Origin of the sequence: Peptoniphilus equinus (assembly GCF_027921445.1) — a bacterium.
GTDB classification, from domain to species: Bacteria; Bacillota; Clostridia; order Tissierellales; family Peptoniphilaceae; genus Peptoniphilus; species Peptoniphilus equinus.
In genome coordinates, this window is record NZ_CP115667.1 from 1,503,135 (window position 1) to 1,527,614 (window position 24,480).

Annotated in this window: 22 protein-coding genes; 2 read left to right on the forward strand and 20 right to left on the reverse strand. The window is 49.3% G+C overall.

Features of this window, described 5'->3' with window-relative positions:
- Positions 1–96 precede the first annotated feature (96 nt).
- Positions 97–1,137 carry a hypothetical protein gene (locus tag O6R05_RS07325; protein WP_271191337.1) on the forward strand — a complete coding sequence of 347 codons (1,041 nt, stop codon included), beginning with the start codon at positions 97–99 and terminating at the stop codon, positions 1,135–1,137.
- Between the two features lie 81 nt (positions 1,138–1,218).
- Here O6R05_RS07325 and O6R05_RS07330 read toward each other — a convergent pair whose 3' ends face one another.
- The 7 genes from O6R05_RS07330 to O6R05_RS07360 form a co-directional block, all read right to left on the reverse strand.
- On the reverse strand, positions 1,219–3,318 hold the full coding sequence (locus O6R05_RS07330; RefSeq protein WP_271191338.1) for a CehA/McbA family metallohydrolase: 2,100 nt from the start codon (positions 3,316–3,318) through the stop codon (positions 1,219–1,221).
- A gap of 45 nt (positions 3,319–3,363) precedes the next feature.
- Complete coding sequence (locus O6R05_RS07335) at positions 3,364–4,698, reverse strand: ABC transporter substrate-binding protein (protein WP_271191339.1); 1,335 nt, start codon at positions 4,696–4,698, stop codon at positions 3,364–3,366.
- A 9-nt stretch (positions 4,699–4,707) separates the two neighbouring features.
- The gene (locus tag O6R05_RS07340; protein WP_271191340.1) at positions 4,708–5,589 is read right to left on the reverse strand and encodes a carbohydrate ABC transporter permease; all 882 of its coding nucleotides are present in this window, start codon (positions 5,587–5,589) and stop codon (positions 4,708–4,710) included.
- Positions 5,589–6,470 carry a carbohydrate ABC transporter permease gene (locus O6R05_RS07345; protein ID WP_271191341.1) on the reverse strand — a complete coding sequence of 294 codons (882 nt, stop codon included), beginning with the start codon at positions 6,468–6,470 and terminating at the stop codon, positions 5,589–5,591. The genes O6R05_RS07340 and O6R05_RS07345 overlap by 1 nt, the downstream gene beginning before the upstream one ends.
- Positions 6,460–7,539, reverse strand: coding sequence for an ABC transporter ATP-binding protein (locus O6R05_RS07350; RefSeq protein ID WP_271191342.1), 1,080 nt, complete (start codon positions 7,537–7,539; stop codon positions 6,460–6,462). Before O6R05_RS07350 ends, O6R05_RS07345 begins: the two co-directional genes overlap by 11 nt.
- Positions 7,540–7,720: 181 nt before the next feature.
- Entirely contained in the window at positions 7,721–9,232 is a 1,512-nt protein-coding gene (gene murJ, locus O6R05_RS07355; protein WP_271191343.1) for a murein biosynthesis integral membrane protein MurJ, read from the reverse strand.
- Positions 9,233–9,450: 218 nt separating this feature from the next.
- A complete protein-coding gene (locus tag O6R05_RS07360; protein ID WP_271191344.1) occupies positions 9,451–10,587 on the reverse strand; it encodes a sodium ion-translocating decarboxylase subunit beta in 1,137 nt (378 codons plus the stop codon).
- Between the two features lie 225 nt (positions 10,588–10,812).
- Here O6R05_RS07360 and O6R05_RS07365 point away from each other — a divergent pair, with 225 nt between their 5' ends.
- Positions 10,813–12,102, forward strand: coding sequence for a DUF6688 domain-containing protein (locus O6R05_RS07365; RefSeq protein WP_271191345.1), 1,290 nt, complete (start codon positions 10,813–10,815; stop codon positions 12,100–12,102).
- A 91-nt stretch (positions 12,103–12,193) separates the two neighbouring features.
- On the opposite strand, the gene O6R05_RS07370 is transcribed toward O6R05_RS07365, so the two are convergent.
- The 13 genes from O6R05_RS07370 to O6R05_RS07430 all read right to left on the reverse strand — a co-directional run bounded on the left by O6R05_RS07370 (position 12,194) and on the right by O6R05_RS07430 (position 24,423).
- A complete protein-coding gene (locus O6R05_RS07370) occupies positions 12,194–12,610 on the reverse strand; it encodes a PaaI family thioesterase (protein ID WP_271191346.1) in 417 nt (138 codons plus the stop codon).
- Positions 12,611–12,994 carry a SixA phosphatase family protein gene (locus O6R05_RS07375; RefSeq protein WP_271191347.1) on the reverse strand — a complete coding sequence of 128 codons (384 nt, stop codon included), beginning with the start codon at positions 12,992–12,994 and terminating at the stop codon, positions 12,611–12,613.
- A 6-nt stretch (positions 12,995–13,000) separates the two neighbouring features.
- Positions 13,001–14,287 (reverse strand): phosphopyruvate hydratase, encoded by a 1,287-nt coding sequence (gene eno, locus O6R05_RS07380; RefSeq protein WP_271191348.1) that lies wholly within the window; start codon positions 14,285–14,287, stop codon positions 13,001–13,003.
- A complete protein-coding gene (gpmI, locus tag O6R05_RS07385; protein WP_271191349.1) occupies positions 14,288–15,778 on the reverse strand; it encodes a 2,3-bisphosphoglycerate-independent phosphoglycerate mutase in 1,491 nt (496 codons plus the stop codon).
- Positions 15,775–16,512 (reverse strand): triose-phosphate isomerase, encoded by a 738-nt coding sequence (gene tpiA, locus O6R05_RS07390; RefSeq protein ID WP_313791017.1) that lies wholly within the window; start codon positions 16,510–16,512, stop codon positions 15,775–15,777. Before tpiA ends, gpmI begins: the two co-directional genes overlap by 4 nt.
- On the reverse strand, positions 16,512–17,699 hold the full coding sequence (locus tag O6R05_RS07395) for a phosphoglycerate kinase (protein WP_271191350.1): 1,188 nt from the start codon (positions 17,697–17,699) through the stop codon (positions 16,512–16,514). Before O6R05_RS07395 ends, tpiA begins: the two co-directional genes overlap by 1 nt.
- Positions 17,700–17,751: 52 nt before the next feature.
- On the reverse strand, positions 17,752–18,771 hold the full coding sequence (gene gap / locus O6R05_RS07400) for a type I glyceraldehyde-3-phosphate dehydrogenase (protein WP_271191351.1): 1,020 nt from the start codon (positions 18,769–18,771) through the stop codon (positions 17,752–17,754).
- A gap of 178 nt (positions 18,772–18,949) precedes the next feature.
- Complete coding sequence (locus O6R05_RS07405) at positions 18,950–19,825, reverse strand: S-layer homology domain-containing protein (protein WP_271191352.1); 876 nt, start codon at positions 19,823–19,825, stop codon at positions 18,950–18,952.
- A 260-nt stretch (positions 19,826–20,085) separates the two neighbouring features.
- Positions 20,086–21,564 carry a glutamate--tRNA ligase gene (gene gltX, locus O6R05_RS07410; protein WP_271191353.1) on the reverse strand — a complete coding sequence of 493 codons (1,479 nt, stop codon included), beginning with the start codon at positions 21,562–21,564 and terminating at the stop codon, positions 20,086–20,088.
- A 114-nt stretch (positions 21,565–21,678) separates the two neighbouring features.
- The gene (locus O6R05_RS07415) at positions 21,679–21,810 is read right to left on the reverse strand and encodes a FeoB-associated Cys-rich membrane protein (RefSeq protein ID WP_271191354.1); all 132 of its coding nucleotides are present in this window, start codon (positions 21,808–21,810) and stop codon (positions 21,679–21,681) included.
- Between the two features lie 3 nt (positions 21,811–21,813).
- Positions 21,814–23,952 carry a ferrous iron transport protein B gene (feoB, locus tag O6R05_RS07420; RefSeq protein WP_271191355.1) on the reverse strand — a complete coding sequence of 713 codons (2,139 nt, stop codon included), beginning with the start codon at positions 23,950–23,952 and terminating at the stop codon, positions 21,814–21,816.
- An 8-nt stretch (positions 23,953–23,960) separates the two neighbouring features.
- Positions 23,961–24,191 (reverse strand): FeoA family protein, encoded by a 231-nt coding sequence (locus O6R05_RS07425; protein WP_271191356.1) that lies wholly within the window; start codon positions 24,189–24,191, stop codon positions 23,961–23,963.
- Position 24,192: 1 nt separating this feature from the next.
- Positions 24,193–24,423: a FeoA family protein gene (locus O6R05_RS07430; RefSeq protein ID WP_271191357.1), complete on the reverse strand. Its 231-nt coding sequence runs from the start codon at positions 24,421–24,423 to the stop codon at positions 24,193–24,195.
- Positions 24,424–24,480 lie beyond the last annotated feature (57 nt).

The window sequence follows — 24,480 nt, forward strand, 5'->3', positions numbered from 1 at the left end:
TCCCATGAAACGGCTGTCAACACTGCTGAAATAAGATATAATACTCTATAGATTTATAACATAATCAATGACTTAATAGTAATGAAAGGATAATCGATGAACAAAACAAAACTGCTTAACGAATCCATCGCCGAACTCACGGCACACCTACAGGCACTCTCCTTTGACAATGTCGAAGTCACTGAGGCCATGTTCTACCACTACTTTGAATTTTTAAAACACTTAAAAAGCCTTCCGAACCCGGATGAGAATGCCGACAGCTGGGACGACTCGTCGTCTGAAACGGCATCTTCACCTCAAAGCCCCGGTCGCCTTCAGGAAATTTACGATCCGGACAACAACCTCTTTCTCGGTCAAACCCATTTGAACCTCTCCGGCGCCACCATCGGTTCCTTTAAAATCTTTATGCCTGAAAAGCTGCTGAGAAAACTGGGTGTTGACGAAGGGGACTGGGTGCGAGCCTCCATCCTTCGCAGAACCTACGACCACAAACCTGTCTATGACTACGAGCTGGTCGAAAAAGTCGCCGCACCGAGCAACAAACATCTTCTCTCCTACGCCGTCGTCCACATGGATATGACCGAGGATCAGTTCTACATCGAAGCCACAGACAGTGACGGTGCTCACAAAATTTTACTGGACAATTTTAAAATAGGTAATTTTGCTTTGCAAGCCGGCGACATCGTGGACTATGCCTACTGGAACGACGACATCTTAAACGGTAAAATCATCTGGATTCACCCGGTGGACAGTGAACCGGTACACTTTTTAAAACATACCGGTGAGGACCGCACCGCATCCGAAGACGTGTTGCAGGAAAGGACCTTCCCCGTAACACGCCTGGACAACATTCGCGTCGGTCTGGTCGGCTGCCGCGACAATCATGACGAGCTCACCACCTATTTAAAGAGTGTGGGAGCCACCCTTTTGGAAGCGGACGGCAGCGGCTCCCTGGATGATATGAAAGCCGAGCTGTCCACAGCCCATGTCATTGTCATCTTTATCGACAGCGTCGGCCACGAAGGTATGTTTAACATTCGAAACATTTCAAAATCCGCACAGATTCCTATTGTCTATTCCAAAGCCGTCGACCCTCAGACTTTGGTACGACTGATTAACGAAGAATTATACGCCTAAAAAAATGACGCTGTCACAGCGTCATTTTTTTCATGTTTAGACTAAAGACCAAATAAAAAAGGACTCCAAGGATCTTATTTGCTACGCGCTAAAATACCGTGCCACCTCATCGACAGTCTCCACATACCTATCACAGTTGTTTCGCATCAGAAACTCATCGGACACATCACTCTTTACGCCAATGGCACAGCCGGCATAATAACCTAAAAACATATCGCAAGGACTGTCCCCCACCACGGCAAGCTCTTCTGTGTCAAGGCCGAAGTCTTCCGCAGCTTTATAGACTACCGTCGGATCCGGCTTGGCCGGATAGCGGTCACCGCTGTAGATGCCATCCACCATGTCCCGCACGCCTAAGCGATCTAAAGTGTATTCGATGAGCGTGTGATTGTCTGAACTCACCACACCGATAGCAAGTCCCTGTGCCTTTAAGGCGGTGAATAATGCCGCAATGTCCCCGGCCGGCCGGATCACTTCCGGGTGTTGAGTCATATAGTCGCCGTAGACCGTTTCCATCGCATGCCCGTCCACGTCCTTGCCCGTGACAGCACAAAGAACTGCCGCAATCTCGTCCAAGGTCCCGGCGGCAAGAGGCGACCCCGGACGCACACCATCGTCGTCAATACCCACCGCTGACAAAGCTCTTTGCCGCGCATCGGGATCGTCACACAACGTTGCGATAAAGGTCGTTGTGGCGTCCGCCCAAAGATCAGAAAACTGAATCAGCGTGCCGTCTTTATCAAAGAGGACACCACGGAGCTTTCTCTGCTGTGTCGCTTCGCCCCAAGTTGTCCTTCGCGGCGTCACACTTTTAAATCGAAGCGGATTGGTCGAACCGATATATCTGCCGGTGTGATCCCGCACATCCACTCGCACCCAGGCACCGTCGTTCTGATTGAACGTGAACGTGCTGAGCGTCCCCGGAACGGATTGTACTACCCGGCCGTCCACCACCCATTGATGGTACCCTGCACCGCCGATCCATTCAAAACAGAGCTCGCCTTCTTTCAAATCCACTGCACGACCTACGGCATTTTGTCCCGCGTGCTCACCGTTAATGGCGCTGTCGGTAAAGACCATGGACGGCAGCCCTCTTTCGCAAAAGCTGACAGCCTTCTCTACAAAACCCTGCCGTAAAGCTGCAAGACCATTTCCTCGGCTCAGCACATAAGTCGAGGGGATCCCGATACACGACGGTGTCAAGGCGCCGTCGTAGGCTTCCCCCTTTTTAAAGTGATTGTCCGACGCACCGATCCCGACGATATCGTTGCCCCAATTCCACAATCGACTCCAGACCTTCAATGCTTTAGCCGAGGCCAAAGTCGCCGTCCGGTAGCCCGGATCGGTGATAACTTCCATTGTGTGACACAAGGTCATAGGAAAATCCTGAAGCGTCATATCCCACGGCGGCATCAGCGAGTGGTTGATAGCAAGAAGCCCTCGGCGATTTGATGCGCTTAAGGCGTGAAAAAATGCCAGCAGCGTCGTCTCGGACATCGGGGTCACCGGCGGCAGACCGTCAAAGGGCGAACGCGTACTGAAGTGGTAGTTGAAGTGGCCATAGGGCGTGGTGATTTCCGTGGCAGGTAAGACGCTCACACCTTCGGTCGCCGCCCAACCGGTGGGAAACACGGTGTGATCCGTGGCATGAAAGAAATCCAAACCGGCGTCCTTTGCCATGGTATCATTCTCTGCCTTGGTAGCGTGGCCGTCAGAGACGGTGGTGTGGGAGTGAAAATCCCCTCGATACCACCGTGCAATTCCCTCCGAGACGCCCTCGTCATAAGCTTGCAGCTCGATATAAGGCGACGCTCCTAAGAAATCCACTGTATCCCGCCGGAGGTCAGCTTCCATAAAGGCTTCAGTATAGGCTTTTCGATCTAAGCTTTGTACCTTCACCTGCACCAGCATATCGTCGTGTCCATAGTCTGCGATTTTAAAATTATATAAGGTGTAATCTTCGTATTTTGTCAAGACGCCGAAGTTCGCCATACTGTAGCGCACATCCCGAGCTACAAATAGACGTACCTCACACCCCACGGCAAAGTGACTGCCTACTTGGCGAAAGGTGCGTTCCTGCATAATTAAGTTAAAGGGGGCCGGCTGCGGCGTCTGTAGCGTAATGATCACGCCGAAGACGCTTTGGGGAATGTGCAGAGGGATAGTATGATATAAGGTCATCTTTTTCTCCTATGAAAAAAAGGCTCACGAAGAGCCTTTATGCATTTACTTGCTGAGATACTCGTCCCATGCAGCTTGAGCTGTTTTTTGCGCTTCGTCTAAAGCAACTTGTGCATCGACATTTTCCAGCTCCACTTTGTCTGCGGCAATTTTCAGTGCATCGGTGATCTTGCCACCGGTCGGATCAATGAAGTTCGTCGCACCGGACATTACCTGTTCGGTCGGCACACCGGCATAAGGATTTTCTTCAACGAACTTCTTGTAGCTTTCCATCTCGGTAGCACTCTTGCGGGACGGAATGTAACCTACAGTTTCCGACCAGCGGGCAGAGACTTCCGGTGAGGTGAAGAATGCGATCCATTCATAAGCCGCAGCTTTTTGTGCGTCATCAGCAATCTCAGGTACGACCATATAATGGGCACCTGCTATCGGCTTAGCAGGATTGCCGTTTAAACCCGGTTGCATCGCTGAATCAATGATGGAGAAATCCAGATCCCCTTTGTCCCCTGATGAACCGGTGTAGGAAATCGCCTCGCCGTTCATCACGTTGTCAATGGTGCGATACCAATACTCCCAACCTTGTCCGCCTGAGTTGATCTTGGCAGTACCGTTTTGAATTTGCTCACGAATGAAGTTCCATGCGTCAACCCATTCTTTACTGTTGATGGTGACCGTCTTGCCGTCCTCGGAAATCACCGTACCACCGTTGGAAAAGGCGACATCCATCAGGTTATCAGCGCCCCACATCGGCAAGTGTCCCAGTTGTGTGATTCCCTTATCTTGAAGTTCTTTAGAATACTTAAAGACATTCTCCCAAGAGCTGTACATCTCTTTCGGATCAATACCGGCTTGTTCGAGAAGATCTTTGCGATAGTAGATGACTTGTGTGGTGCCGTAAGCCGGGAAAGCATAGACGCCGTCGTCCACAAGAGCCGATTCAATCAGCACATCCATATAGTCACTTACCGGTGTGCGTGCATCGTCAATGTAGTCTTTCATGTTGGCTGCAATGTGCTTTTCAGCAAGCTTTTGAATGTCACTGCCGATAAAGACTGCCGGTGGTTGTTTTGCTGCAATGGCAGCCTGTACCTTTTGAAGCGTTTCATCATAGTCCGCCTGTTGGACGCCGGTGACATGGACTTTGTCCTGAGATTCGTTAAACTCTTTAATCAGACTTTCCATCGTCTCACAGGCCACGGAGCCTAAGCCGTACCAGAATTCAATCTCAACAGTCTCGCCGTCCTTAAGCTCGGCAGAAGCCTCGCCTGCATTGGCCGTGTCGGTGTTCAGAGCCTGTTTGGCGCTCTCAGAGCAGGCGGTGGTAAAGATCATCACCACAACAAGACTCATGAAAGCCAGTGTGTGCATAAATTTTTTCATTGTAATCTCCTATCCTTTGATTCCACTGTTGGAAATCCCTTTAATAAACCATTTTTGCAATACGACGAACAATACGAGTAAAGGAATGACCGCCATGGAATTGGCCGCCATAAGCCCCGGTAAATTCTCGGCAAAGTTGCCTCGAGACGTGAAGAAGGTGTTTAACCCCACGCTTAAGAGCATCTTGCTTTGACTGGTAGTGATGAGGGAAGGCCACATATAGTTGTTGTACATCCCCACAAAGTTAATAAGACCTGCAGTGAGCATGGTGGACTTGGCAAAAGGTATGACCACTTTAAAGAGCACTTGAGTGTCTGTGGCACCTTCCAGCTTTGCCGCCTCCAAAAGCTCTTTCGGTATACCTGAGAAAGTCTGCACCATAAGAAAAATAGTGAAGACGCTGGCCAAATTGGAAATGATAATCCCGGACAAAGTGTCCAGAAGCTGCATCTTGGCCAAGATGACATAAGCCGGCACATAGGTCGCCGCCGGCGGCAGCATATAGGTGACAATAATCGCCCCGAAGAGGAGCTTCTTGCTGGGAAACGTATAAAAAGTGAGTCCATAGGCCAACAGCGCCGAGAATACCAGCTGTATCGCCACAATCACCACGGCGGTGAACACCGAGTTGAAGAGGTACAGATCAAAAGGTGCCATGGACAGAGCCTTGCCAAAGTTAGAGAAATTATAAATCTCCGGCACGAGATTCAGCGGACTGTGAATGATGGTGCTCGCCGTCTTAAACGAATTGGACAGCATCCACACCAAAGGATAGACGGTGAGAATACTCACAAGAACCAGCACGACTCGTCGCGCCCACTTGCCCACTGCCGAATCCTTCTGCTTGAGCCGCTTTGTTGCGGCGTGATTTTGTAATTGCGTAGTATCCATTATCTGACACCGCCTTTTCGCTTCATCGCAAAGAGCACAAAGGCAAAGAGTCCCGTGATAAATACCATAATCACGGCGAGAGCCGTGGCTCTTCCCATGTTAAACTCTTCAAAAGCCATTTGGTAGTAGAGATAGAGCAGGGTTCGCGTCGAGCCTGACGGTCCCCCTTGCGTCAAGACGGAAATCTGATCGTAGGCCTGGAGTGAGCTGATCAAATTGACGATAATGAGAAAAAATGTAGTGGATTTTACCATCGGCAGCAGAATGCATCGAATCTTTTGCCACGTACTCGCGCCTTCCAAAAATCCGACTTCATAGAGTGACTTGGGAATTTTCGAGAGAGCGTCGGCATAAAAAATCATCGCATAACCTGCATTCTTCCAAACCGTAACAATCATCACCGCAAGTAATGCCCATCGCGAATCTGTAAGCCACGGCACCACATCAATGCCCACTGCGCCAAGAAGTACGTTGATAAACCCTTCCGGACGATACATCCACGACCACACAATGGACATGGCCACCATCGGCGTAATCCACGGAGAGAAGATAAACGTCTGATACCATGCCTTCCCCTCCAGTTTGTCATTTAAAAGATATGCCAGGAAAAATCCGATCACAAGAGTGGGCAGTACCGTCCCCAATCCGAACTGAACTGTGATCCCGAGAGATTTTAAAAAGGTGTCGGAGGTGAGAATGTCGCCGTAGTTTTTCAGACCCACAATGTCATAGGTAGGCGAAATATAATCCCAATTAGTGAAGCTGATCAGGACCGACACCACCAAAGGAATAAACCAAAAGATAATAAGCGGCAACATCGGCACGACAATATAAAGTGCCCATTGCGGCAAGCTCAGCCTACTGCGTAAATTAGACCCCACGGTTCACCTCCAACCTCAGCCCCGTGTCCGGGTCAAAGAAGAACAGATCCTTTGCCTTCAAATCCAGCTTGAGATGATCTCCCGCCCGATACCGACAGGTTCCCGCATCGGCGCGTACAATCACATGAGCTCCGCCAAGGGTACCGTGAATGTTATACTCCGCGCCAAGAAGCTCGACCATCTCCACGACAAACTCAATGCCCTCACCCGTAAGTTTTGCCGCTTCCGGACGAAATCCTACCATGACGGCTTGACCGTTGTAGCCCTCAAGCCCCGGCGCGTCACTCACCATCACGTCATCTGTGACATACAGCTTGCCGTCTCGGACTGAGCCAGGCAATAAATTCATCGGCGGTGTGCCGATAAAGCTTGCCACAAAGAGGTTCGCCGGATTTTGATAGACATCCTCCGGTGTGCCGATTTGTTGAATATGACCGTCCCGCAAAATCACAATGCGATCCGCCATAGTCATGGCTTCAATTTGATCGTGAGTGACATAGATGGTGGTCGCCCCCACCTGATTGTGCAAGCGCACAAGCTCTTCTCTCATGGCGCCACGAAGCTTGGCATCCAAGTTCGAGAGCGGTTCATCCATAAGAAAAATCCCGGCCTGATTGACAATGGCTCGCCCGAGGGCTACCCGCTGTGACTGACCGCCTGAGAGCTCGCCCGGTTTCTTGTCCAGGTACGGACTTAAACCTAAGAGCTCCGCCGCCTCTTTGATACGGCGATCCCGCTCGCCTTTATCCATATGGCGAATCTTTAAGCCGAATCCAATGTTGTCGTAGACATTTAAAAAGGGAAAGAGAGCATAGTTTTGAAAGACCATGGCAATGCCCCGATCTTTCGGATGGACGTCATTCATCACCACATCATCAATGATCAGTTGCCCCTTGGAGATGTCCTCGAGCCCCGCCACCATGCGAAGGGTGGTAGACTTGCCGCAGCCGGACGGTCCTACAAAGACAATAAATTCGCCATCGTTGATGGTCAGATTGAAATCGGAGACCGAGTACGTGTCATTGCCCTCATACTTCTTTTTAATATGTTGAAATTCAATGGTTGACATATATACCTCACGCGTTGTTATTACTCGACTCAGTATAGCGGCGTTCTTAAAAATCTTGATTTAATTCGAATAAAATTGCGGTAAAATTCCCACACATTTTTTATAGCGCGCTATACAGTGTTTTCTCATTGTTTTGCGGCATAAAAAAAGATGCTTCTTTCGAAGCATCCGATTTCAAGAATTATCTTTTCAGTTTTTGGCGCACCTTCATCATCACGCCGTGAAGCTCACTGACTCTAAGGACAAGACAGCTCAAGGCATAGACCACGCCGGCCACGCCGATACTCAACAAGAGCGCCACACGGTAGTCGATCACGCCTGAAAGGCCTGTATAGACCAAACGCGAGAGCACAGCCATGAGTACCGTGCTGACGATAATTTTTAAGCCGTCCTTAAACAGCGCCGGCGTTAAAAACCCGCCGATGCGTTTTACCAGGCTCACCCACATGATGAGCGCGCCGAAGATAAACGAGAGTGACGTGGCAAATGCGATGCCGCGAATGCCGGCAAAACGCATAAGAAGAAGACTGAGCACCACATTAACCCCCACAATCACTGCCGAGTTCACCATAGGGACACGCGTATCCATAATGGCATAGTAGGCACGAGAGAGAATCTCCCGAATGCCGATGCCGATAATGCCGATGGCATAGAACTTCAGTACCAGAGAGGTCACTGCGGCGTCGTCAGTGGTAAATGCACCGCCGACAAAGAGCAGATTCACAATGGCATCGGAAAAGATAAACAGTCCGACGCTTGCCGGTATAACTAAAAGTGCCATCGTCCCGAGGGCGGAACTCAACGCCGCCTTAAGGCCGCGTCGATCCCCCGCCGCGCCGAGCTTTGCCATGGCGGGATAGGTGGCTGTGACAATGGAGGTGACGACAATCCCGGTGACAAAACCTTGAAGTTTGTAGGCGTAGTTCAACGATGCCATCGCCCCTTCAAAGAGCACACTCGCCAAAGATTTGGAGATGATGAAATTCAGCTCAATCACCGATGTGGAAATTAATACCGGCACGATGATTTTAAGCATCTGTTTCACATGAGGATCTGAAGCCGAGAGGGTAAAGCGATGGCGATACCCCGTCTTATGTATATAGGGCAGAAAAATGACATACTGAAAGATGAAGGCCGCTAAAATACCGACGGCCAACGTGGTTGTGCCCATGGCTTTCGACAATGCCATCGCTGCAATGATAATAAGGTTCATCACAATCGCATGGGCAATGGAGATGACAAAGTGCTCTTTAATCTGTAGGTACGCTTTAAACACGGAGAACACCGTCGTCGCCGCCACGCTCAAAAATGCCACCCGAGTCATAAAGACAGCAAGTTCAAGGGTCGCCTTGTCAAAGCCGAAAGCCATCAGCTTGACAATCGGCGTCGCAAAGACAATGCCGAGGACGGAGATGACAAAGGCAATGAGGCATATTAAATTGGACAGGTTGGCGGTAAAGTCGTTGGCAGATGCCGTGGAAGACCGCTGTTCAATGTCGTTGTAAACGGGAATGTAACCATTGGCTGTCGCCCCTGAGATGATGTTGGTGAAGGTCATAGGCACTTGAAAGGCCACGAGAAAGGCTGAGGCCACAGCGCCGGTCCCGAAGAAATAGGCCAAAGCTTTTTCCCTTAAGAGCCCGAAGAGCTTCGAGAGAATGGTTACCACCATTAAAATATAAGATGTTTTCATATGTTGATTGTATCAAAAAGCTCCGCTAACTTAAACACGTTTTACTATTTCGCCCATGAAAAAACGCCCACCTCAGTGAGCGTTCGATGACATTATTTAAACATTTTTCCAAACACGGTGACGATAATGGAAAGCAGACCCAGGACCACGAAGATGGCAAGCATACCTTGGCCCATAATTTCAAGTGAGATAATAAAATTCGGATTCATAGCCCCTCCTTATAAGAACTGTTGCACAAGACTTAAGATGACGCCGCCGGCAACCACTGAACCAATTTGACCGGAGACGTTGGCCCCAACGGCAAACATGAGCAGATGGTTTTTCGGATCTTCTTTAAGTCCCATCTTTTGAACCACACGGGCGGACATAGGGAATGCGGAAATACCTGCCGCACCGATCATCGGATTGATCTTGTTCTTAGAAAAGAGATTCAAAATCTTGGCAAAGACCACCCCGCCAATGGTGTCAAAGACAAATGCAATCAGACCGATAGCCATGATGAGCAATGTGTTGACGCTGACAAACTCATCCGCCCGCATACTGAAGGAAATGGTGATCCCTAAGAGAAGGGTAATCAGATTAGCCAGTTCATTGCTTGCGGTCTTGGTCAAGTTGTCCAAGACGCCGCATTCACGAATGAGGTTGCCGAACATCAAAAAGCCGACCAGGGAGACGGACATCGGCGCCACCAACCCTGCAATGACAGTGACCACAATCGGAAAGGCAATCCGTGCTTTCTTGGAGACACCTGTCGGATTGTAGTGCATCCGAATGCTTCGCTCTTTCTTTGTGGTGACCAGCTTGATCGCCATAGGCTGCACAATAGGCACGAGGGCCATATAGGAGTACGCCGCCACAGCAATGGCACCGACGTACTTCGATCCTAAAACTTGAGAGACCAAAATGGAAGTCGGACCGTCTGCCGCACCGATAATGCCGATGGATGCCGCATCTCTAAGATCAAAGCCTAAGAGTGTCGCCAAAGAGAGGGCAAAGAAAATACCGAACTGTGCCGCAGCTCCGAAGAGAAACATCTTCGGCATGGAAAGGAGCGGTCCGAAGTCGATCATGGCACCGATACCGATAAAGAGAAGCAGCGGCAGCGCTTCAGCGGCTTCAATGCCCAAGTCAAACATCCACTCTACAATCCCTGTAACTTCACCGATCCCTGCCATGGTTTGGTTGATAGCTCCAGAGAGCGGCAAGTTTACCAAAATCGCCCCAAATCCCATAGGTAAAAGCAGTGCCGGTTCAAATTCCTTTTCTATAGCGAGGTAAATTAAAAGCACCCCGACCCCGTACATAACCAGCTCACGCCATGTGATCAGAGAAATACCTTGTGTCAAAAAATCCATATGTGCGTTTTCTTCCTTTCGTCTAAGTTTATAATTTCTTGGGATATAGTATCACAGTTTGTGGCGTTTGGGTAAAATTTACACCGCTTCAGTTGTATAAAAAATGTTTTAGTTTGAGTTAAGATTCATCCATCTTTCGTCTTACCCGCTCTTTGCCGCCAAAGGATATAGTATAATGAACAAAATACCCGATGTTAAAATATTCCCGGTAAAGGACGTGATACTTTGACTAAAGCAAAAGAAAAATTTCACACCGCACATCCCTACCTCTTTCAAATACTTCTCTCTCTAGGTATCGCCTTCCTGATGCTAAGCGGCTACACGCTGTTAAAACGCATCGGCAAACCTCCCGATCTTTGGGATGATGTGGGCTCTGTCATCATTTTGACCCCCTTTTGGGCCGCTTTTGTCATCTATCCTGTCGTCCTGACGGTGTATCAGTTCTACCTTCTGCTCACAGTCGCCAAGGACAAGTCCCCTGAAGCACCGGCTTCTCACAAAAAATATTTCGACGTCTGGACGCTCGGTCTCGCTTTGTGCTATGAAGGACTTTTCTTCATCGTTCGCGACGTCAACTTCCAAGCCGATTGGCAGGAAGTCCTGACCAACAACGCCATACATACCCCTCTCTTCACCGCCGCACAGTTTCCCACGTATCTGCTTATACTGCTGTGTTTGGGAGGCTTTGCTCTCTTGTATTTCAAGGACGTCAACCACCTGCCGCCTCTTGTCGCCGTCCTGTCTATCGCTTGCATCTATATCGGCATGGGTTGGACGGCAATCTGGACGGTTCACATCACCGAACTCAGCAATCCCCTCAATATCATGTTGGTCCTGCCCGGTGCGGTGATCCTTGCCATGGGTACTCGAACGATCCTGCTCCGTGTCAAAACTTATCATCCCGATCCTCATCGCAGAAGTAAAATTGACCGTCTGCCGCTTTTAAACACACTCAACTGCACGCTGAATAACGCCAAGACATGGCCGGTGTGGGCGCTCCTCTTTACTCTCCCCCTCCTCGCCGTCTTTGTTGGCGTTTTAATACTCTTTGGCCAGGCCCCGGATATCCTCATTAAAGCCTTCACCGAGACAAGCGAGTGGAACCTGTCACAAAAAGTGTCCCCTCAAAACATCTATTACGACGAGCACTACCTCTGTACCGTGGCGGCCGGCGGCCATCGCAACGTAGTAAAACCGCTTCGCCGCGGTGTGCGCCACGGCCATCCCGTCACAGTGAACCGACAACTGCTCATCGCCAATGCCTTTGAACAGATTCTTGAAGAGAAGACACCAAAGCTCCATCATCTCATTCGAAACGTCTATGACACCTATGGCTTTCCCCTGGCACGATGGATCCGCTCCCCATGGATGGCAGATCTCATTTGGCTTTTGATGAAGCCGTTGGAGTGGTGCTTTGTCATCGTCCTCTATCTGGTGGATCGTCATCCCGAAGACCGCATTGCCCTTCAATACACCGGCGCGCGGGCTCAGACGTTCTCTCGTCTTGTACGATAGTCTAATGCACCGACACACTGCCTCCCGAGAAAAGATAAGATCTTATATTCACACCACGCAAAAAAGAGCTCACCTCACGGCAAGCTCTTTTTTATTTCTCGTCATCAAACAGCGGCAATCCCAAATCATAATAGGTGAAGGTACCTTTGGCAACGAGGACGCCGTCCTGATTGGTAATGGTGACATCCACCACTTTAACCGTGCGGCCGCTATTTAGCATCGTCGCTTCGCCGGTGAGCACATCCCCAAGCTTCGCCGGTTTAAAGAAATTGATGGTACTGTCCAAGGTGGCCGCCTTGTTGCCATAAGAATTCGCCGCAGTCCCTGCGGTGATATCGGCAAGGGTGAAGGTGAGTCCGCCGTGGCCGATGCCGAAAGGATTGATATGCATGGGCGCGATGGTCACCTGCGTCTTGGCATAGCCTTCCCTTGCCTCCGTCACACGAATGTCGCAAAGGTCAATAAACCCGCTACGGTTCCGTTCATCGATCATTCTTTTAAAATCCATCTATACCTCCATGACGTGAATCGTCCCTCGTGATACTGTGGTGCGGATTCCTCCGAGCTTATAGAGTGCATCGGAGAGGTAAGGCTCATGCCCTACAATGATGCTGTTTTTTGTCAAACTCGCAATAAAATCCGTATACGACGTATCATAGAGACTCTCCACCACATGAACGGCAAGGCCGGTTTTTTCCGAGAGCAGTTCAGCCGTTTCCATCGTGCGAGCCGCCGGCGACGCATAGAGGGTAAAGTCTTTAAGCTCCGTCGTCGCCACAAAATCCGTGAATGCGGCATTCAGGCGAATGCGCCCTTCAGTGGTGAGGTGCCGCTCCATGTCCGTGTCAGCAAAAACGTCGGCGATGCCGTGTCGTATGAGTATAATTTTCATCGGTAACTATCGATTCAACTTCAAGTTGTAGAACCCGGCCCAACCGGCATAGCGGGCAGTGCTGCCCAACTGATCTTCAATTCTAAGCAGTTGGTTGTACTTTGCCACACGTTCCGAGCGAGCCGGCGCTCCGGTTTTGATAAAGCCCGCATTGGTAGCCACAGCAAGGTCGCCGATGGTGGCATCTTCCGTTTCACCGGAGCGGTGAGAAATGAGCGCTGTCATATTGTGACGTTTTGCCAGTTCAATGGCATCCAATGTTTCAGACAGCGATCCAATTTGATTGAATTTGATGAGAATGGCATTGCCTACGCCCTCGTCAATCCCACGGCGCAGTCGTTTCGTATTGGTGACAAAGAGGTCGTCTCCCACTAATTGAACCCTGTCGCCCAACGTTTCGGTAAGTTTTTTCCAGCCTTCCCAATCATCTTCATCCAAACCGTCTTCAATGGACAGAATAGGATAGGTGTTGGTAAGGACTTCGTAGTAAGCAATCATCTCATCACTGGTCATCGTCTTACCTTCGCCTTTGAGGTTATAGACGCCGTTCTCATAGAGCTCAGATGCTGCCACATCCAGGGCAAGGACGATGTCGGAACCCGGTTTATAGCCTGCCTTTTCAATAGCCGTCACAATGACATCCAAAGCTTCAGCATTCGAAGTTAGGTTCGGCGCAAAACCACCTTCGTCACCGACGCCGGTGGACAATCCCCGCTCTTTTAGAACAGATTTCAAAGTGTGATAGACGTTCGCCCCCATTTCAAGCGCGTCTTTAAACGATGCGGCGCCTACAGGCATAATCATAAATTCCTGAATGTCCACATTGTTATCGGCGTGCTCGCCGCCGTTTAAGATATTCATCATCGGTACCGGGAGCGTTTTGGCATTTACCCCGCCCAGGTATTGATAGAGAGGTAATCCCAGCTCGTCAGCGGCGGCTCGAGCAGCCGCAAGAGAAATGCCGAGAATCGCATTGGCACCCAGTTTTTTCTTGTTATCCGTACCGTCTTTGCGGATGAGAAACTCGTCCAAGGCCAGCTGATCTAAGGCGTCAAAGTACATCAAATCATCGTTTAAGTCGTTGACATTATCCACGGCTTTTTCGACGCCTTTTCCCTGATAGCGGCTACCCCCATCGCGAAGTTCCACCGCTTCATAGGCACCGGTGGATGCACCGCTCGGCACGATGGCCCTTCCGAAACCTCCGGCTTCAGTTTGAATTTCCACTTCTACAGTGGGATTACCTCGAGAGTCCAATACTTCACGAGCATATACATTAGCAATAAAACTCATTTAATCCTCCAATAGGCTTTGGCCTGTCATTTCATACGGCTGTTCAACGTCCATTAAATCCAATACGGTAGGTGCTAAATCGCAGAGCGCACCATCTTTTAACCCCCGTGAATCCCCGACCATATACAATGGCACAGGATTGGTGGTGTGGCTGGTGACGGGTTCGCCGTTCTCGTCCATCATCCGCTCACAGTTGCCGTGATCTGCCGTGATCAAGGCGACGCCGCCAAGCATTTTCAGTTCTTTAAGAATTTCTCCAAGGCAGGTGTCCACGGTCTCCAGTGCTTTGACTGCCGCCGGAATTACACCGGTGTGCCCTACCATATCCGGATTGGCAAAGTTGAGCATGATGAAGTCATAGTCCCCCAGGACGGGCACAAGCTTCTCCGTCAGTTCTTCAGCGCTCATTTCCGGCTTCAAATCGTATGTGGCCACCTTCGGCGACGGCACGAGAATACGGTCCTCACCGGGATACGGTTCTTCTCGTCCGCCGTTTAAGAAAAAGGTCACATGAGCATACTTTTCGGTCTCGGCAATGCGCAGTTGATGTTTGCCGTGAGCCGCCAACACTTCTCCAATAGTATTAGTCGGTTGAAATTTATCATAAATAATATTGGTTTGTGTGAAGGTATCGTCATAGCCGGTCATCGTGTACGCGTAGATCAGCGGAAAGACGCCTCGCTCCACATCCACTTCCGGCTCGGTAAGCAGACGCACAATTTGACGCATCCGATCCGGACGGAAGTTGAAGAATACCACGCTGTCTCCGTCTTCAATGGCGACATCTTCCACCTTGGCAGGAAGGACAAACTCGTCATAAATGTCTTTATCGTAGCTTTGCTGAACCAAATCACGAACCGATGGATAGCTCAAACCCTCGCCACGGGTGAGCAGTTTGTAATAACGCAGTGTACGTTCCCAGCGCTTATCCCGATCCATGGCATAATACCGACCGCCTACGGTGGCAATGACGCCGGTGCCCAACTCATGCATATAGTTTTCCAGTTCTGCCAGATCTTTGATCCCGCTGTCAATGGCTACGTCTCTGCCGTCTAAAATCGCATGGACGTAGACCTTCGATACCCCTTTATCATGGGCCAATTGCAACATGGCTTTCAGGTGATCCATATGGGAGTGGACACCGCCGTGCGAAACCAATCCCACAAGATGAAGTGCTTTGTCATTATCTATAGCGTGCGCCACAGCGCTATTCAGCATGGGATTTTCAAAGAAAGCACCGCTTTGAATCTCCTGATTGATTCGCGACAGATCCTGGAACATCACGCGGCCGGCCCCAATGTTCAAATGGCCGACTTCACTGTTGCCCATTTGACCCGCCGGCAATCCCACCGCCTCGCCTGAGGCAAGAAGCTGAGCTTTCGGCGCTCCCAAACTGTCTAAGACCGGCATATTGGCAAGAGATACGGCATTGCCCTCTCCCGCCTTGGCCATACCGAATCCGTCCAGGACAATAAGCATGACCGGTTTCATTGTACTTCTCCTAAATTGATCAGTGCTGCAAAGTCATCAGCTTTTAAGCTGGCACCTCCAACAAGGGCACCATCAATAGAAGGTTGGGCCATGAGTTCTTTCACGTTGGACGGTTTCACCGAGCCGCCATAGAGCACACGCACGGCATCCGTGCCTAACAGATCCTTGAGTTCGCCTTTAATAAACGCCGCCATCGCTTGCGCATCATCAGGCTTGCACACATCACCGGTTCCGATGGCCCACGTCGGTTCATAGGCCACGATAATGTCCGTAGTGTGCACCCCCTCAAGACCCTTCTTAAGTTGATTGCCCACCACGCTCTCGTGTTCACCGCTGTCTCTATCGGCCTTCTTCTCTCCCACACAAAGGATAGGAATCAAGCCTTTGGCAACAGCTTTTTTGACTTTCAGATTCAAAAGCGCGTCCGTTTCCTTTTGGTATTCACGACGCTCCGAATGACCCACAAGGACATGGCTAACACCGAGATCAAGCAGCATATCGGCGGAGATTTCCCCGGTGAAGGCGCCGTCGTCTTCATGGCTTAAATTTTGCGCGCCCAGGGCAATACCTGTCCCGTCCAGCAGTTTTCTCGCGGCATCCAGTGAGGTGAACGGCGGAATAATCAGGCTGTCCACATCGTCAGAGCGTGTTTTGTTTTTCAGTTCGCTTAACATTGCCTCTGTGTCCGTCACAGAGAGATTCATTTTCCAGTTTCCTGCAATGAGTAGTTTCATTATGCCTCCTCGATAGCATCTATGCCCGGTAAGCTTTTTCCTTCCAACATTTCCAAGCTTGTGCCGCCTCCGGTGGAAACGTGGGTGATGTGTGACTCCAAGCCGCTCTTTTCAATAGCTGCAAGGGAGTCGCCGCCTCCTACAATAGTAATGGCATCTTCCAATTCTGCAAGGGCATGGGCAATAGCCATGGTTCCCTTAGAAAAGTTGTCCATTTCAAATACGCCGGCAGGTCCGTTCCACACTACGGTTTTCGCCGTAGTAAGAAGCGCTTTAATGGCCTCAATAGACTTTTCTCCAATATCAAAAGCCGCCTTATCCTGTGGAATACTGTCGCGATCCACCGTCTCTGTCGGTGCGTCGGCTTTCATATCAGCAGCCACCACAAAGTCTTCCGGCAAAAGCATACCGACCCCTTTGTCCTTCGCCTTTGTCATCAAGCTCCGGGCAAGGTCTAATTTATCATCTTCTACCAGACTTTTACCCACTTCATAGCCTTCTGCCTTAATAAAGGTGTTCGCCATAGCTCCCACGATGACAATACTGTCCACTTTATCCAGAAGATGGTCGATGACGCCGATTTTATCCGAGACTTTCGCGCCGCCGAGGATGGCAACAAACGGCCGTTTCGGATGTTCCGTGGCGTCGCCGATATACGCGACTTCTTTGTCTACCAAAAGCCCGAGGGCTGAAGGGAGATAACGTGACACACCCACATTGGAAGCATGGGCGCGGTGCGAGGTACCGAAGGCGTCGTTAATAAACACGTCACCCAATTGGGCAAGGTCTTTAGAAAAAGCTTCATCACACGCTTCTTCCCCGGGATTAAACCGAGTGTTCTCCAACAGTGCCACATCCCCCGGCTTCATAGTTGCTACAGCTGCAACCACATCGTCTGAGACCACGGTATCACTCGCAATAAACTGCACGGGTCTATTCAAAAGGGTGGCCAAGTGCTCGGCAACCGGCTCTAAACTGAACTGCGGGTTGGCTTTGCCTTTGGGTCTTCCCAAGTGGGACATAAGTACCACAGCGGCGCCGCCGTCCAAAGCCTTTTGAATCGTAGGCAGACTCGCCACAATCCGAGCATCGCTTTCAATATGGCCGTCGTTCATCGGGACGTTATAGTCTACACGAATCAGCGCCCGTTTACCTTTGAGATCGAGATCGTTAATCGTTCGTTTCATTTTCCCTCCAAAAAAAGAGGCGAAAGCAAAAGCTCCCGCCATAAGTTCTCTTTTACTTTAATGAACTGCTCACTTTGTCAGTAAGGTCAACTACACGTTGTGAGTAACCCCACTCATTGTCGTACCAAGAGATGAGTTTCACCAAACGATCTTTGACGATGGTCAGCTGCGCATCAAAGATGGAAGAGTGGGTATCTCCGATAATGTCAGAGGAGACAATATCATCTTCGGAATAAGCCAGAATACCTTTAAGTTCATTTTCAGATGCTTTTTTCATTGCCGCGTTGATCGCTTCAACCGTGACATCTTGCGATACTTCAAAAGTAACATCCACGACGGAACCTGTCGGAACGGGCACACGCATAGCCATACCTGTTAAGATGCCGTTGACTTCAGGAATAACTTTACCTACAGCTTGAGCTGCACCGGTTGTGGTCGGAATAATATTTTCAGCTCCGGCGCGTGCGCGGCGCATATCCTTGTGGAGCGCGTCATGAATCTTCTGGTCGTTGGTATACGCATGGACCGTGGTCATAATACCTCGTTCGATACCGAAGTTTTCCAAAATAACTTTGGTTACCGGCGCAAGGCAGTTGGTGGTACAGGATGCATTGGAGATGACATCGTGTTGTGCCGCGTCGTATTCGCTGTCATTCACACCCATTACGATGGTTTTAACTTCGTCCCCTTTAGCCGGTGCGGAAATAATAACTTTTTTTGCGCCGGCTTCAATATGACCTTTGGCCTTATCGTAAGCGGTGAAAGCTCCGGTGGATTCAATGACAATGTCAACACCCAACTCGCCCCAATTCATCTCATTTGGCATCTTGCCGTCAAGGACGGTGATTTTATGACCGTTCACGGTGAAGCCGTCTGCTTCGACAGTTACCTCGCCGGGAAACTTGCGATAGATTGAGTCGTATTGGAAAAGGTGCGCGTGATCTACAATGTGCTCAGTCGCTTTAAGGTCTGCGATGTGAGTGATGGTGAAGCTCTTGTCATCACGAAGCGCCCATCCTCTGAGTACGTCACGTCCAATACGTCCAAATCCCATAATTGCTACGTTTGCCATGTTTACCTCCAATGATTTTTTAAGTTCAATACTTTTCTTATAGTTGATTTCACCTAGTAGTTTACCATACTTTACGTCAATAAAAAAGTACACTTCCGCCTGCCCTCTCTTTTCTTGAGAGTTTGCACATCCAATCAAAAAAGAGCCTTTCGGCTCTTTTATCTTAAATCCGTTCAGCTCACTTGGCTTCTGTAGGAGTTTCAACTTTCTTATCTGCCGGAGCGTCAACTGGCATGTCCTTTTTTACGTCCCCTTTATCCGTCTCTTTCACGTCGCTCTTTGCTTCCACTTTTGGCGCAACTGCCTTTTGAGGCGCTTTGGCATCTACTGGATCAAAAAGGTGAAAGCTCTCAGCAAGGACATCGGCTGCTTCAGACAAGGTAAGGGCTGCCTGAGGCATAAACATACCTTGATCGTCCACGTGCATAAATCCAGCTTCCAACATCAAGGTAGCACTTTCTTGCGCCCATGGGGACACAGCCTTTATATCTTTGACCTCTTTGTCCTTCAGTCCCCCGAGGGATGCCGGCTTAAATGCCTTGTAGCCGAAGAGATACCGGTGCATCAGTACGGCGAATTGCTCACGGGTGAGTGTGTCACTGCCTTTAAATGTGCCGTCTTCATAACCTTTGACGATATTGTTCATCGCAGCCCAGTTAACCGCCACCATAGCATCTTCGTTCACATCGCTGAACTTGTTGTCTTTATCATAAGCTGCCTTTTCATAGTTGGCAATAATCTTGACCACATCCAGACGCGTCATCGGTTGATTCGCTTCTGTAGTCACTCCTTTTAGCAAATCTTTGTCTTTAAGATATGCCATGCCGTCAAGCACAAAGGGTGCTTCAGCTGTAAGTGCCCCTTTATCCTCGTTGGCAGTAACCTTATCCATAGCCTTTTTATCCGAGGCTGTTGCCGCCGGATCCGCCGCCGTATCCACAACTGTATTGTTCATCTCAGGCGCCTTCATCTGCGCCGCAAAAGTTGGTACTGCCAGTGCCGGAATAAGCACAAGAGACAGCAAACCTGTCATAGTTATTGAGTGTTTTTTCATAATGACCTCCTTTATGGTGATGTGACCAGTATACTATCCTCCCTCGAAGAATTCGATAACAAACCAGTAAAGAAAGGTAGGATTTCTCCCAAGTTTTTTTGCCACTTTATCAACAAGAGTTACAAAACAAGGACATGGAGTGCTTTATTCAAAAACCGGATTATATGAACAGTTATTTATATATCTTCCCATGTCGTCTCGCTGTCGCTTTGCATATAAAAAAGAGGCCTCTCGGACCTCTTATTCTTCTATGGATTAGCTCACTTGCGAAAAGCTTTCGCTTCATCCAAGCGCTTCAAAAGCTGATCTTTTCCCAAGAGATAGATAATATTTTTCAGTTCCGGGCCGTGGACGTTGCCTGAGATGGCCGCTCGTACCGGCATGAAAAGTTGTTTGCCTTTAATGCCTGTGGCTTTTTGAACGGTTTTCATCACACTGTTGGCAAAATCCCGATCCACAGCATCGACACTGTGCAGCTGCGCTTCAAAAGCTTCGATAAGCTCAGGTACCTGTTCACCGGCAAGCTCAGCCTTGGCATCGTCTTCGGTAATGTCCAAGTCACCAAAAAGGAAGTCCACTTTACTTGTCACTTCGCTGAGGTAACTGAGGGAGTCTTTGACTGTGTCAATGAGAAGTACGTACCAGTCCCAGTTGTCCCGCATTTGAGCTTCAGTCATAAGACCGGCCTCTTCCATATACGGTACGCACATCTCGGCAATGGCTTCAGTGCTGTAGGTCTTGATCCACTGAGCATTGACCCAGTTCAGTTTTTCCACATCAAAAACCCCGCCGCTCTTACCGACACGCTCAAAGGAGAATTTGTCAGCCATGTCTTCAAGACTCAGGATTTCTTCACCATCTTCAGGGCTCCATCCAACCAGAGCGAGATAATTGATGAGGCCCTCAGGCAGGTAGCCTTTCTTTCTGAAATCGCCCACCGCCACGTCGCCTTGACGTTTGGATAATTTTTTATGGTCTTTATTAAGCACCGTTGGGAGATGAACAAACTTCGGTGCTTCCCAACCGAGCGATTCATACAGGTACACATGCTTCGGCGTCGACGGCAGCCACTCTTCGCCACGGACGACGTGTGTAATGCCCATAAGGTGATCGTCCACTACCACCGCCATGTGATACGTTGGGAAACCGTCGGACTTCATCAACACCTGATCATCAATTTCATCCGAGTTAATCGTCACCCGGCCTCGCACGGCATCATCGAAAGAAATGTCGGTATTTCTAGGGAGCTTCAAGCGCACAACATACTCTTCGCCTGCGGCGACACGAGCTTTTGCTTCTTCAAGAGGTATATCCCGACAGAACCCGTCATACTTCGGCACTTTGCCCTTGATGCGTTGTTCTTCACGCACTTGATCTAAGCGCTCTTTGGAACAGAAGCAGTAGTAGGCATGGCCTTTTTCGATAAGTTCATCCACATATTTTTTATAGATGTCCAGACGCTTCGACTGAATGTACGGACCGCACTCACCGCGTTCCGACACCTTGCCATCTTCCAGAATAACACCCTCATCGTGACCGATCCCGGCCCACTCCAAGGCGTCAATCAGATTTTCAATAGCCCCGTCCACAAACCGTGTCTGGTCCGTGTCCTCAATGCGCAAAATAAACGCGCCGCCATTTTTTTTAGCGTATAGGTAATTGTATAGGGCTGTTCTCAAGCCGCCAATGTGCAGCCAGCCTGTTGGACTTGGCGCAAAACGTACTCTAACTTTATCCATAAAAATCCCCCTTAGTTCTTTGATTATATTAAAAAAGCCATAACTTGTAAACCTGACTCATTTCTCCCCTAACTGCAAAAAACCTCGAGGCTCTGAGACTCTCGAGGTTTGAGTTTAATGCTGTTCATGCATGTGACAATGGCCGCTGCATTCACCGCAGTTGCAGGTGGATTTGTGTTTCATGAGATGTCGAAGCGCAAGGCCGAGGGCAATGACCACAACAGCGCCGACAATAAGCGTTCCCATAATTTACTCCTTTACTGAACGCACTTGAACCGTGCGTAAATCTTTGTACTTGTTCGGTCTGAACAAAAAGTAGATATAGCCGATGAGAATGACAAAGGCAATCCCCGTCCACACCGTAGCCGGCTGGTTCAAGACCAAAACGCGTCCGAACTGATAAATCATCAGCGCTATCGTGTAAGAAAACGCAATTTGATAACCGACAGTAAAGAGGAACCACTTATTGTCGTTCATTTCGGAGCGAATGGCTCCCATCGCTGCAAAGCAGGGAATGGTGAGCTGGTTGAAGAACATAAAAGCTAAAATGGACACCGTGTTGAAGTTTTGTTGGATGAGCGGTACAAGACCCGGGTCGTCCGCCCCCACTTCACCGAGACCGGCTACCACGCCATAGGTTCCCACTACGACCTCTTTAGCTACCAGGCCAAGGACCGTGGCCACAGCCGCTTTCCATTCGCCAAAGCCAAGGGGCGCAAAGATCCACGCGATCTTCTTGCCGATAAAGGAGAGCAGTGAATCGACAGAATCCGATTCCCAGCTGACAAACTCACCGTGCACAGAAATATTTTGAAGGACCCAAATGGCTACGGTACACAGAAGAATCACCGTCCCAGCTTTGACGATAAAAGCTTTACAACGTGTCCACGTCGCCTTTAAACAGTTCACAATGGACGGGAAGTGGTACTGCGGCAGCTCCATGACAAAAGGTGCCGGATCGCCGTGGAATCGCTTCGTCTTTTTCAGCATAATGCCGGTGATAATGACCGCAACAATGCCGCCGAAGTACCACAGCGGCCCGTACCAAAAGGCGCCGCCGAGAACAGCTGCAAACATGGCGATGATTTCCGTCTTTGCCCCACATGGCATAAATGCCGCAACAGCAATGGTCATACGACGGTCGTTGTCATTTTCAATCGTACGCGTCCCGATAATCCCGGGTACAGAACACCCTGTACCGATAAGAATAGGAATAAAACTCTTCCCGGACAGACCGAAACGACGGAAAATTTTATCCAGAATAAACGCAATCCGCGCCATATATCCCACATCTTCCAGAATGGAAATGAGTAAAAAGAGGGTGGCAATAATAGGCAGAAAACCTAGGACCCCGCCGACCCCGCCGATGATACCGTCCACAATGAGAGATACCAGCCACGGCGCCACAGCCATTCCTTCAAGAAATGCCGTTGCCGATTCAGAGATGACACCGCCAAATAGGGAGTCGTTCACCCAATCTGTGACCGGGCCGCCGACAACCCCGATGGCAATGTAGTAAATGCAGGTCATAATGGCGATAAAAATAGGCAGCGCCAAAAAACGGTTCGTCACGATCTTATCAATTTTATCCGACGTGCTGAGTCCAGTTTGACCTTTCTTAACCGCGCCACCTACGATAGCCGTGATGTTGGTATAGCGCTCATCAGTAATAATACCTTCCGTATCATCGTCATACATGGCGTCGGCACGATCCGCAATGGCTTGAAGTTTCTCCCGTTCCCCTTTGTCCAGCTGATAGTGATCCATAATCTTACTATCCAGCTCAAAAAGTTTCACCACTAAAAATCGGTTTGCCGGATTCGACTTTAGACCAGGCACCATCGTCTCAATCTCGGATAGGAAGTTCTCCACGCCTTCTGAAAAGGACAGTTGTGCGGGCTTTTGAGACAAACGTACAGCCTCATTCACCAAAGTATCGATGTTTTCATTCTTAAGGGCGGATATCTCGACAATTTTGCAGCCTAAATCCCGCTCCAGTTTCGCTACATCAATGCGGTCTTTATTTTTTCGCACCACATCCATCATATTCAGTGCAAGGACTGTTGGAATACCCAGCTCCAACAACTGTGTGGTGAGATATAAATTCCGCTCAATGTTGGATGCATCCACCACATTGATAATCGCATCAGGCTTCTCATTTAACAGATAATCTCTCGACACCACTTCTTCCAAGGTATAGGGTGACAGAGAATAGATCCCCGGCAAGTCAGTGAAAAAGATACTGGTGTCTTTTTTATATTCGCCGGTCTTTTTTTCGACAGTCACACCGGGCCAATTACCCACATATTGATGAGATCCGGTGAGAGCATTAAACAGTGTGGTTTTCCCGCTGTTCGGGTTACCTGCTAAGGCAATAGTATAGCTCATCGGTCCTCCTATTTGACAATCTCTTCAATTTCAATAAGCTCAGCATCGTCGCGACGAATGCTCAACTCATAGTTTCTGATATTAATTTGAACCGGATCGCCGAGCGGTGCGACCTTTCGTATGTAAATCTCGGAACCTTTGGTGATTCCCATATCCATAATTCTGCGTTTCAACGGCCCTTGACCGTTAATTCTTCTGACGCTGTAGTATTTGCCTACTATAGCTTCTCGTAAAGTCATGCTATTCTCCTACCATAAATGCTGCAGCCACGTCTTTGCCGATGGCAACACGTGACCCCTTGATATTTACAATCAAATTGCCCGCATTTTCACTGACGACTTTTAACGTTGAACCTTCAATAAAGCCCAAGTTATTTAAATGCTTCGTCTGAAAATCTCCCGGCAATTTTTTCGTTTTGATCTTCACAATCTTGAGCTCCCGATTCATGGGAGCCATGAGTAAACTTAACATGCTATCACTCTCTTTCGCGCGCTAAAGGTGACATTAATGCGTTGAAGACACCCGCAC

What these genes read in the sequence shown, in the direction of transcription:
- O6R05_RS07325 (WP_271191337.1), top strand. Translation starts at nt 97, where the DNA reads ATGAACAAAACAAAACTGCTTAACGAATCCATCGCCGAACTCACGGCA.
- O6R05_RS07330 (WP_271191338.1), bottom strand. Translation starts at nt 3,318, where the DNA reads ATGACCTTATATCATACTATCCCTCTGCACATTCCCCAAAGCGTCTTC.
- O6R05_RS07335 (WP_271191339.1), bottom strand. Translation starts at nt 4,698, where the DNA reads ATGAAAAAATTTATGCACACACTGGCTTTCATGAGTCTTGTTGTGGTG.
- O6R05_RS07340 (WP_271191340.1), bottom strand. Translation starts at nt 5,589, where the DNA reads ATGGATACTACGCAATTACAAAATCACGCCGCAACAAAGCGGCTCAAG.
- O6R05_RS07350 (WP_271191342.1), bottom strand. Translation starts at nt 7,539, where the DNA reads ATGTCAACCATTGAATTTCAACATATTAAAAAGAAGTATGAGGGCAAT.
- murJ (WP_271191343.1), bottom strand. Translation starts at nt 9,232, where the DNA reads ATGAAAACATCTTATATTTTAATGGTGGTAACCATTCTCTCGAAGCTC.
- O6R05_RS07360 (WP_271191344.1), bottom strand. Translation starts at nt 10,587, where the DNA reads ATGGATTTTTTGACACAAGGTATTTCTCTGATCACATGGCGTGAGCTG.
- O6R05_RS07370 (WP_271191346.1), bottom strand. Translation starts at nt 12,610, where the DNA reads ATGGATTTTAAAAGAATGATCGATGAACGGAACCGTAGCGGGTTTATT.
- O6R05_RS07375 (WP_271191347.1), bottom strand. Translation starts at nt 12,994, where the DNA reads ATGAAAATTATACTCATACGACACGGCATCGCCGACGTTTTTGCTGAC.
- eno (WP_271191348.1), bottom strand. Translation starts at nt 14,287, where the DNA reads ATGAGTTTTATTGCTAATGTATATGCTCGTGAAGTATTGGACTCTCGA.
- gpmI (WP_271191349.1), bottom strand. Translation starts at nt 15,778, where the DNA reads ATGAAACCGGTCATGCTTATTGTCCTGGACGGATTCGGTATGGCCAAG.
- tpiA (WP_313791017.1), bottom strand. Translation starts at nt 16,512, where the DNA reads ATGAAACTACTCATTGCAGGAAACTGGAAAATGAATCTCTCTGTGACG.
- O6R05_RS07395 (WP_271191350.1), bottom strand. Translation starts at nt 17,699, where the DNA reads ATGAAACGAACGATTAACGATCTCGATCTCAAAGGTAAACGGGCGCTG.
- gap (WP_271191351.1), bottom strand. Translation starts at nt 18,771, where the DNA reads ATGGCAAACGTAGCAATTATGGGATTTGGACGTATTGGACGTGACGTA.
- O6R05_RS07405 (WP_271191352.1), bottom strand. Translation starts at nt 19,825, where the DNA reads ATGAAAAAACACTCAATAACTATGACAGGTTTGCTGTCTCTTGTGCTT.
- gltX (WP_271191353.1), bottom strand. Translation starts at nt 21,564, where the DNA reads ATGGATAAAGTTAGAGTACGTTTTGCGCCAAGTCCAACAGGCTGGCTG.
- O6R05_RS07415 (WP_271191354.1), bottom strand. Translation starts at nt 21,810, where the DNA reads ATGGGAACGCTTATTGTCGGCGCTGTTGTGGTCATTGCCCTCGGCCTT.
- feoB (WP_271191355.1), bottom strand. Translation starts at nt 23,952, where the DNA reads ATGAGCTATACTATTGCCTTAGCAGGTAACCCGAACAGCGGGAAAACC.
- O6R05_RS07425 (WP_271191356.1), bottom strand. Translation starts at nt 24,191, where the DNA reads ATGACTTTACGAGAAGCTATAGTAGGCAAATACTACAGCGTCAGAAGA.
- O6R05_RS07430 (WP_271191357.1), bottom strand. Translation starts at nt 24,423, where the DNA reads ATGTTAAGTTTACTCATGGCTCCCATGAATCGGGAGCTCAAGATTGTG.